This window comes from Streptomyces sp. NPDC085866 (assembly GCF_044541035.1).
Taxonomy (GTDB): domain Bacteria; phylum Actinomycetota; class Actinomycetes; order Streptomycetales; family Streptomycetaceae; genus Streptomyces.
In genome coordinates this window covers 763,176-773,256 of the sequence record NZ_JBITSQ010000002.1, presented here as the reverse complement: position 1 = coordinate 773,256, position 10,081 = coordinate 763,176, and the positions used below count along the sequence as shown (strand labels likewise).

The 10,081-nt window shown below is 71.3% G+C and carries 8 protein-coding genes; all 8 read left to right on the top strand.

Translation table 11 applies throughout. From position 1 onward, the window contains the following. Positions 1 to 699, top strand: a 699-nt coding sequence (locus ACIF83_RS06805; protein WP_399724028.1) for an alpha-glucosidase C-terminal domain-containing protein, incomplete at its 5' end; no start/stop codon positions are given. Positions 700 to 729: 30 nt separating this feature from the next. After that, positions 730 to 2,094, top strand: coding sequence for a maltokinase (locus ACIF83_RS06800; RefSeq protein WP_393476630.1), 1,365 nt, complete (start codon positions 730 to 732; stop codon positions 2,092 to 2,094). Positions 2,095 to 2,098: 4 nt separating this feature from the next. Next, the gene (gene glgB / locus ACIF83_RS06795; RefSeq protein ID WP_399724025.1) at positions 2,099 to 4,306 is read left to right on the top strand and encodes a 1,4-alpha-glucan branching enzyme; all 2,208 of its coding nucleotides are present in this window, start codon (positions 2,099 to 2,101) and stop codon (positions 4,304 to 4,306) included. Positions 4,307 to 4,396: 90 nt separating this feature from the next. Next, positions 4,397 to 5,485, top strand: a complete 1,089-nt coding sequence (locus ACIF83_RS06790) for a glutamate--cysteine ligase (protein ID WP_393476636.1) — start codon at positions 4,397 to 4,399, stop codon at positions 5,483 to 5,485. Positions 5,486 to 5,673: 188 nt separating this feature from the next. Next, positions 5,674 to 7,578, top strand: a complete 1,905-nt coding sequence (locus ACIF83_RS06785) for an AMP-dependent synthetase/ligase (protein WP_398138253.1) — start codon at positions 5,674 to 5,676, stop codon at positions 7,576 to 7,578. Positions 7,579 to 7,724: 146 nt separating this feature from the next. Continuing rightward, the gene (locus tag ACIF83_RS06780) at positions 7,725 to 8,159 is read left to right on the top strand and encodes an ATP-binding protein (RefSeq protein WP_393476642.1); all 435 of its coding nucleotides are present in this window, start codon (positions 7,725 to 7,727) and stop codon (positions 8,157 to 8,159) included. Positions 8,160 to 8,376: 217 nt separating this feature from the next. Further along, a complete protein-coding gene (locus ACIF83_RS06775) occupies positions 8,377 to 9,753 on the top strand; it encodes an NAD(P)/FAD-dependent oxidoreductase (protein WP_393476645.1) in 1,377 nt (458 codons plus the stop codon). Positions 9,754 to 9,849: 96 nt separating this feature from the next. Beyond that, on the top strand, positions 9,850 to 10,059 hold the full coding sequence (locus tag ACIF83_RS06770; protein WP_399724019.1) for a DUF4287 domain-containing protein: 210 nt from the start codon (positions 9,850 to 9,852) through the stop codon (positions 10,057 to 10,059). Positions 10,060 to 10,081: the final 22 nt, after the last annotated feature.

Below are 10,081 nucleotides of genomic sequence, written 5' to 3'. Positions count from 1 at the left end.
GAACGCGACTACATGTGGGCCGAATACGCGAAAGACCCGCGTATGCGCGCCAACATCGGCATCCGCCGCCGCCTCGCCCCCCTGCTCGACAACGATCGCAACCAGATCGAGCTGTTCACCGCCCTGCTGCTCTCCCTGCCCGGCTCACCGATCCTCTACTACGGCGACGAGATCGGCATGGGCGACAACATCTGGCTCGGCGACCGCGACGCCGTACGCACCCCCATGCAGTGGACCCCCGACCGCAACGCCGGATTCTCCTCCTGCGACCCCGGCCGGCTGTTCCTGCCCACGATCATGGACCCCGTCTACGGCTACCAGGTCACCAACGTCGAGGCCTCCATGTCCTCGCCGTCCAGCCTGCTCCACTGGACCCGCCGCATGATCGAGATCCGCAAGCAGAACCCCGCCTTCGGACTGGGCACCTACACCGAACTGCAGTCCTCCAACCCCGCCGTCCTCGCCTTCCTCCGCGAATACGGCGACGACCTGGTGCTGTGCGTCCACAACTTCTCCCGGTTCGCACAACCCACCGAACTGGATCTGCGGGTCTACGACGGACGGCACCCCGTCGAGCTGATCGGCGGCGTGCGCTTCCCCGCCATCGGTGAACTGCCCTACCTGCTGACCCTCGCGGGCCACGGCTTCTACTGGTTCCGGCTCACCCGAGTCGCATCCCGCATCGGCCGCCGCCGCTGAACACCGGCGCCGAGGAAAGGACGCGTCACCATGCCGAAGACCATCACCCCCCGGCCGAGGGCCGCGACCACCACGGACCGGCCCCTGGCCTCGCTGAGCGGGCTGCTGCGCGAGTGGCTGCCCCTGCAGCGCTGGTTCGCGGGCAAGGACCGGCCCGTCACCGATCTGTCGCTGCTGTCCATGAGCGAGCTGTTCCCGGGATGTCTGCACCTGCTGGTCCACGCCTCGCACGCGCCGGTGCCCACTCCCGGCGGCACGCCGCCGCCCGGCGACTGCTACCAGCTGCTCCTGGGCGTGCGCGAGCACCTCGCACCGCGGCTGGAGCGGGCGTACGTCGGCCGCGTCGAGGAGGGTCCGTTCGCCGGCCTCGCCGTGTACGACGCGCTGCAGGACCCGCGCTCGGCCCATCTGCTCCTGGAGCGGCTGCGACAGCCCGGCACATCGGGTCCGCTGTGCTTCGAGAAGGCCCCGGGTATCCATCTGCCCGGTGGCCTCCCGCCGCGGCTGCTGGAAGCCGAGCAGTCCAACTCGTCGATCGTCTACGGCGACGCGTACATCCTGAAGCTCTTCCGGCGCATCCAGCCGGGCGTCAACCCCGACCTCGAGGTGCCGGGCGCGCTGGCCGCACAGGGGTGTGCACGGGTGCCGGCGCCGGTCGCCTGGTTCAGCACGAGTACTCCGAGCCCGGCCACGCTGGGAGTCCTGCAGCCGTTCCTGCCGGACGCCACCGACGGCTGGACGCTGGCGCTGCGCGCGCTCGCCACGGGTGACGACTTCACCGCCGAGGCCCGGGAGCTGGGCCGGGCCATGGCCGAGGTCCACCTCGCGCTGGCCGACGCCTTCCCGCCGGCCGGGCCGGGCGAGAACGGCCGTACCGCGGAGGCGATGTGCGCGCGGCTGGACGCGGCCACGCACGCGGTGCCCGCGCTGCGGCCCTTCGTGCCGGGCCTGCGGGCCGCGTTCGGTGCGCTGGCCACGTGCGACACCGGGCCGCCGGCCCAGCGCATCCACGGCGATCTGCACCTCGGACAGGTGCTGCAGGCAGGGCGCGACTGGTTCGTCATCGACTTCGAGGGCGAGCCGTCCCGGCCGCTGGCCGAGCGGCGGGCCGCGCAGTCCCCGGTGCGGGACGTGGCCGGGATGCTGCGCTCCTTCGACTACGCGGCCCGGCAGCGCCGCCCCTGGCGGCCGGAGTGGGCGCGCCGCTGCCGCGAGGCGTTCTGCGCGGGCTATGCGGCCCGCGCCGGGTGGGATCCACGCAAGAAGCACGCGCTGCTGCGCGCGCACGAGACGGACAGGGCGGTGTACGAGGTGCTGTACGAGGCGAGACACCGTCCGGACTGGCTACCGGTTCCGATGGCCGCGATCCAGCGGCTCGCGGTGTGGGGAGGCTGACGTCGTGACACGGAACGACACCGCACTTCCCAGGCCGGCGGGACCCGCTCCGTCCGCGGCCGCCCCGCTCGACCAGGGCGACCGCGACCGTCTGCTCGGCGGCGCGCACCACGACCCGCACGCCCTGCTGGGCGCCCACCCGGTGCCGGGCGGCACGCTGTTCCGGGCGCTGCGCCCGAACGCCCGCAAGGTCAGCGTCGTCGTCGACGGGATGCACAGCCCGCTGGCGTCGGAGGGCGGTGGTCTGTTCGCCGCCGTGCTGCCGTACGACGAGATCCCGTCGTACACGCTGCATGTCGCGTACGACGACGGTGAGCAGGAGGTGGAGGATCCGTACCGCTTCCTGCCCACCCTCGGCGAGCTGGACCTGCACCTGGTCCGCGAGGGCCGGCACGAGCAGCTGTGGCGGGCGCTCGGCGCCGAGCCCATGACCCGTCAGGGGGTCGCGGGCACCCGGTTCACCGTGTGGGCGCCGAACGCCCGAGGGGTGCGGGTCGCGGGTGACTTCACGTACTGGGACGGCACGCAGTACCCGATGCGGTCGCTCGGCGCGTCGGGCGTGTGGGAGCTGTTCCTACCGGGCATCGGCGAGGGCGCCCGGTACAAGTTCGAGATCACCTCCCGCAACGGCGACCGGTTCCTGAAAGCGGACCCGCTGGCCCGCCGTACGGAGCTCCCGCCCGCGACCGCCTCGGTCGTGGCGGTGTCGCGGTACGAGTGGGGCGACGCGGAATGGATGGACCACCGGGGCGACACGCCTGTCCACGAGGCGCCGTTCTCCGTGTACGAGGTCCATCTGCCCTCCTGGCACCCGGGGCTGACGTACCGCCAGCTGGCGGACGAACTGCCCGCCTACGTCGCGGAGATGGGTTTCACCCATGTCGAGCTGATGCCGGTCGCCGGACATCCCTTCAGTGGCTCCTGGGGCTATCAGGTCACCTCCTACTACGCGCCCACGCCCCGGCTCGGCTCACCCGACGACTTCAAGTACCTGGTGGACGCGCTGCACCGGGCGGGCATCGGCGTGATCATGGACTGGGTGCCGGCCCACTTCCCCAAGGACGACTGGGCGCTGGCCCGGTTCGACGGTGAGCCGCTGTACGAGCCCGGGGACTGGCGGCGGGCCGAGCACCCCGACTGGGGCACGTACGAGTTCGACTACGGGCGCACCGAGGTGCGCAACTTCCTCGTCGCCAACGCCGTGTACTGGTGCGAGGAGTTCCACATCGACGGGCTGCGGGTGGACGCCGTCGCCTCCATGCTCTACCTCGACTACTCGCGGGACTCCGGGCAGTGGGCGCCGAACGTCTTCGGCGGGCGGGAGGACCTGGACGCGGTGGCCTTCCTGCAGGAGATGAACGCCACCGTCTACCGGCGCTGCCCGGGCGTGGTCACCATCGCCGAGGAGTCCACCGCCTGGGACGGCGTGACCCGGCCGACGGACAGCGGCGGGCTCGGCTTCGGACTGAAGTGGAACATGGGCTGGATGCACGACTCGCTGGAGTACATCCAGCACGAGCCGGTGCACCGCAAGTACCACCACAACGAGATGACCTTCTCGATGGTGTACGCCTACACCGAGAACTACGTCCTGCCGATCTCCCACGACGAGGTCGTGCACGGCAAGCAGGCCCTGGTGTCGAAGATGCCGGGCGACTGGTGGCAGCGGCGGGCCAACCACCGCGCCTACCTGGGCTTCATGTGGGCCCACCCCGGAAAACAACTGCTCTTCATGGGCCAGGAGTTCGCCCAGGGCGCCGAGTGGTCCGAGGCGCACGGCCCCGAGTGGTGGCTGCTGGACGAGGACTACCACTCCGCGGGGGACCACCGGGGTGTACAGCATCTCGTCCGGGACCTGAACACGCTGTACCGGGCCACACCGGCGCTGTGGCAGCGGGACACGGATCCGGGCGGTTTCCGGTGGGTGCAGTGTGACGCGGCGGACGACAACGTCTTCGCGTTCCTGCGGTTCGACACCGGGGGATCCCCTCTGCTGACCGTGTCGAACCTCTCCCCCGTGGTCCGTGGCGACTACCGTCTCCGGGTCCCTGACGAGGTCCCCGCCTGGCAGGAGGCGCTGAACACGGACGACGCGCGCTACGGCGGCAGCGGTGTCGGCGTCGGCGCCCCGGGGGCGATCAAGCCCGAGGACGGGTTCCTCCGGCTCACACTGCCGCCGCTCGCCACTGTCTGGTTGACGCCCGTGCGCTGAACCCACAGGTGTCGGCTGCCCGTTCCGGGGGGCAGTCAGGGTCGTACAGACCTACGACTGCTCCTCGTCACGAACAGAAGGGCGACCCACGTGCGCACTGTCGGAGTGGAGGAGGAACTCCTTCTGGTCGACCCGGACAGCGGGGAGCCGAAGCCGCTGTCGGCCGCAGTCCTCGTCCGTGCCACCCAGGACGATCCCGGACAGGACGTGTTCCAGAAGGAGTTGTTCGGGCAGATGCTGGAGTTCGCCACACATCCGCAGGCGGACATGGCGGACCTCGGCGCCGAGATCGTGCGCTGCCGCAAGGAGGCGTCCCGGCTGGCCGGCGAGATCGGCTGCGCGGTCGCCGCGCTCGCCACGTACCCGATGCCGGTGACCCCCTCGCTCACCGTGCACGAGCGCTACCAGTGGATGGCCGGGCGGTACGGGATGACCACCCAGGACCAGCTCGTGTGTGGCTGTCATGCGCATGTTTCGGTGGAGTCCGACGAGGAGGGCGTCGCCGTCCTCGACCGGATCCGGCCGTGGCTTCCGGTGCTCCTGGCGCTGAGCGCCAACTCGCCGTTCTGGCAGGGCCGGGACACCGGCTACGTGAGCTACCGCGGCCGGGTGGTCCGGCGTTGGCCGCAGGCGGGTCCGAACGAGCTGTTCGGCTCGGCCGAGCGGTACCACCGGCTGGTGCGGGACATGGTGGCCAGCGGGGTCATCCTCGACCGGGGGATGCTGTACTTCGACGCGCGCCTGTCCGCGAGCTACCCGACGGTGGAGATCCGGGTGGCGGACGTGTGCCTGCGCGCGGACACCACCGTCCTGATCGCCACGCTGGCCCGAGCCCTGGTGGAGACGGCGGCCCGCGAGTGGCGGGCGGGCCGGCCGCCGCTCGACCACAGTGTGAGCCTGCTGAGGCTCGCCGCCTGGCAGGCCGCCCGGTCCGGCCTGGACGAGGACCTGTTGGACCCCGTGACCATGCTGCCCCGGCCCGCGGCGCGGGTGCTGTACTCGCTGCTGCAGCACACCGGGGACGCGCTCACCGACAGCGGTGACGCGGCCGGCGTCGAGGAGGCCGTCGCCAAGGTGCTGCGCCGGGGCAACGGCGCCCGTGAGCAGCGGCTGCTCATGGAGCGGACGGGCAGCCTGCGGGACGTCGTGACCGCCTGTGTGCGGCACACCCAGGACTGAGGGGCGGTCGCCGGGGTCGGGGTTCAGGTGACTCGTGTGCTCAACGGCCTCTGGACACGCACAGATCATCAGCGGATCACGACTTGCCTGTTCCTGGCCCCGAAACCGCTTGCCTGGGCTACATTCGAGCACCGCCGGCAACTGAGCCGACCGGCGGAGTCACCCTCCGTACACCTCGGGAGCAGCGCATGCGCGACAACGCCCTCGCTCCATCAGCCGTACCGCCGATGACCGGCGGGCTCGCCGACAGCATCTTCGAGACCGCGGACCGCAATCCGACGCTGCCCCTCCTCGCGCGGCGCACGGACGCGGCGCCCGGCGTGTGGGAGGAGGTGACGGCGGTCGAGTTGCGGGACGAAGTGGTCGACCTGGCCAAGGGCCTGATCGCCGCGGGGATCTCCCCCGGCCACCGGGTGGCCCTGATGGCGAGGACCCGTTACGAGTGGACGGTGTTCGCCCACGCGCTGTGGACCGTCGGCGCGGAGGTCGTCCCGATCCACCCGGCGTCCTCGCGGGACCAGGTGGAGTGGATCCTGCGGGACGCCAACTGCGTGGCCGTGGTGGTGGAGGACGAGCAGGGCATCATGACGGTCGGCACCGTGTGCGCGAGGCTGCCGCGGCTGAAGCACGTCTGGCAGCTGGACGCGGACGCTCCGGCCCGGCTGGCCGAGCAGGGTGCGGTGATCCCGCTGACCACGGTGGAGTCGCTGCGCCGGATCGTGCTGCCGGACGCGACGGCGGTCATCGCCTACACCTCGGGCACCACCGGCCGTCCGCTGGGCTGCGCACTGAGCCACCGCGGCCTGGCCCACCCTTGCGACATCCTGCTCGCCGGCTGGGGGCACACCGCGGCGGCCCCGGGCGAACAGCCGTCGGTGCTCGCCTTCCTGCCCTTCTCCCATGTGTACGGGCTCATGGTCCAGGTGATGTGCGTGCGCGGCGGGGTCCTGATGGCGCACGAACCGGAGATGACGGCGGAAGCCCTCGCATCGGCGCTGCGCACGTTCCGGCCGACGTACCTCTACGGCGTACCGTCGGTGTTCGAGAAGCTGTACAAGACCTTCCTGAGGACCGCTCAGCAGGCGGGCCGGGGTGCGCTGTTCGAGCGGGCGGCGCAGACCGCGCGGGACTACGCCGAGGCGGAGGAGCGTCGGCGGCTGGGCCTCGGGCCGGGTCCCGGGTTCGATCTGCGGGTGCAACACGCCCTGTACGAGCGGACGGTGTACCGCAGGCTGCGGGCCGCGCTCGGGGGGCGCGCCGTGCGGGGCACCTCCGGCGGCTCGTCGCTCAGCCGGGAACTGTCCCTGTTCTACGAGGGCATCGGGCTGTACCTGCACGACGGTTACGGCCTGACGGAGACCTCCGGCGGGATCACCATGCAGCCGCTGGGCCGGGAGAAGTCCGGGACCGTGGGCCGGCCGCTGCCGGGCACCGAGGTCCAGGTGGCCGACGACGGCGAGATCCTGGTGCGCGGCGCGTCGGTGTTCCAGGGATACGTCGGCGACGAGGCGCGGACGCGGACCACGCTGTACGGCGGCTGGCTGGCCACCGGGGACATCGGACGGCTGGACTCCGAGGGCTATCTGACGATCACCGGCCGGAAGAAGGATGTGATCGTCACCAGCAGCGGCAAGAGCGTGGCGCCGGCCCCGCTGGAGCAGCGGCTGCGCATGCATCCGCTGGTGCACCAGGCGGTGGTCGTCGGCGACGACCGGCCGTGCGTGGGGGCCCTGATCACGCTGGACCCGGAGTTCCTCGCGCACTGGCGGGCCGGCCTGGCCCTGCAGGGCGAGTCGCCGAGCCGGGAGGCCCGGGAGGAGAACGCGCTGAGGGAGGAGATCGCGCGGGCGGTCGCCTCGGCCAACAGTGCGGTGTCCCGCTCGGAGTCCATCAGGGTCTACCGCGTCCTCCCGGAGCCGTTCGCCCCGGACAACGGGCTGCTGACGCCGTCCATGAAGCTGCGCCGGGACGCCATAGCGCGCCACTATGCCGCCGAGATCGACGCGATGTACGAGGCCCGGTCGCGCGCGGCAAGGCGGCCGGGTCCCGAGGAGACGGCCGACTGGGACGAGTCGGACAACGTCTTCCGCTAGGAGGTGCAGGTACGGAGCTCAGGGCCGGGCGGACGGGTAATCCGGCCCGGCTGTGGGAACCCGCAGCAGTGGAGTGATCAGCAACGACGACCGCCCTGGTCGCGAGGGGCCGCCGGCCCCGACCGGACGGGGCCGGGGAATGCGATATGGCGACGGAGCCGCGTGGGGACGACACACCGCCCTCGGAGGAGTGGGCCGAGCGGGCGTTCTCCTTCCCGGGTGAGCTGCGCAATGTGACGGGGGCGCGGCTCGCCGCGGAGGAGTTCCTGTGCGCCCTGGCCCGGGACGCGCCGCCCGGCACGCCCGAGTGCTGGGACGACATCCTGCTGGTCGTCACGGAGCTGGCCGCCAACGCCGTCCAGTACGCCCCCGGGCCCTTCGGGCTGCGGATGCGCCGCACCTTCGACGGGGTGCACGTGACGATGCACGACACCAGCACCACCCGGCCGGAGCCGCGGCCGTTCCAGCCGAGAGCGGGCGGCGGCGGGATCGGCTGGCACCTGGTGCACACGCTGTGCAGTCAGGTGAGCGTCGTCGTCGAGGACCGGGGCAAGGACATCCACGTGTTCCTGCCCTGGTGACGGGGAACGTCGCGCGTGGTGTCCATGAGTACGACGTGTATCTGTGCGAGATCTGGTTACTACGGGCCTCAGCAGGGGCATGCTGGTGCCCACGCGTTCGTCTGCCTGCCGCACCCAGCTGGCGGAACGGCTCGGGGCACGGTGGGATCGGTGTGGCCGCAGCGATCCCGGGCACGCGAACGGCGTGGAGTCGGACCGCCTGGAGCCGCAGAGAGGGATGAACACCGTGACACGACCCAGGATCCTGGTGGTTGGCGCAGGCTTCGCCGGAGTCGAGTGCGTCCGCCGCCTGGAGCGGAAACTCACCCCGGAGGAGGCCGACGTCACTCTGGTGACGCCGTTCGCCTACCAGCTCTACCTCCCCCTGCTGCCCCAGGTCGCCTCCGGTGTGCTGACACCGCAGTCGATCGCCGTCTCGCTGCGCCGCAGCAAGAAGTACCGCACCCGGATCATCCCGGGCGGTGCGATCGGCGTGGACCTGAAGTCCAAGGTCTGTGTCATCCGCACCATCACCGACGACGACGTCAACGAGCGGTACGACTACCTCGTGCTGGCGCCGGGCAGCGTGACCCGCACCTTCGACATCCCGGGGCTCACCGAGCACGCCTTCGGGCTGAAGACCCTCGCCGAGGCCGCCTACATCCGCGACCACGTCATCTCGCAGCTGGACCTCGCGGACGCCAGCGACGACCCGGCCGAGCGGGCCGCGCGGCTCCAGTTCGTCGTGGTCGGCGGCGGATACGCGGGGACCGAGACCGCGGCCTGTCTGCAACGGCTCACGCACGCGGCCGTGCAGCGCTATCCGCGTCTCGACCCGAACCTGATCAGGTGGCACCTCATCGACATCGCGCCCAAGCTCATGCCGGAGCTGGGCGACAAGCTGGGCCGCAGCGCACAGGAGATCCTGCGGCGGCGCGGCATCGATGTCTCGCTGGGCGTGTCGATCGACAAGGCGGGAGCCGAGGAGGTCACCTTCACCGACGGCCGGGTGGTGCCGACGCACACCCTGATCTGGACGGCGGGTGTGGTCGCGAGCCCGCTGATCGCCACGCTCGGCGCGGAGACGGTCCGCGGCAGGCTCGCCGTCACCGCCGAGATGACCCTGCCGGGTCACGACGGGGTGTTCGCGCTCGGCGACGCGGCCGCCGTGCCCGACAAGACCAAGGAGGAGGAGAACGCGGTCTGTCCGCCCACCGCCCAGCACGCCATGCGCCAGGGCCGGAAGGTCGCCGACAACGTCATCGCGACCCTGCGCAACGAGCCGCTGGTGCCGTACGTGCACAAGGACCTGGGCCTCGTCGTCGACCTGGGCGGCAAGGACGCCGTGTCCAAGCCGCTGGGCATCGAGCTGCGGGGCGTGCCCGCCCAGGCGGTGGCCCGCGGCTATCACTGGTCGGCGCTGCGCACCAACGTCGCCAAGACCCGCGTCATGACCAACTGGCTGCTGAACGCGGTCGCCGGCGACGACTTCGTCCGCACCGGCTTCCAGTCCCGCAAACCGCCCCGGCTGAAGGACTTCGAGTACACGGACACCTATCTGACACCGGAACAGGTCCGCGCCCGGGTGGAGGGTGGCGACACCGCGATTTCCTGATGTGACCCAGATCACCGGAGATCGCCGATCACTTCCCGGTCGGTCGGCGGTCTTCTCCGGTGATCAGCACACGTCACACGGATGGGACACACCGCCATGACCGAGAAGACCGTGAAGGGCCCGGCGAGCTACTTCCCCTCGATCGAGAAGAAGTACGGCCGTCCGGTCGCCGCATGGCAGGAGCTGATCCGTTCCTCTCCGTTGACCAAGCACATGGAGCTGGTGGCCTGGCTCAAGTCCGAGCACGGTCTCGGGCACGGGCACGCCAACGCGCTCGTCGCGTACACGCTGGCCGAGGGTAAGTAGCAGGTCGGCCCGGGGCGGCGGG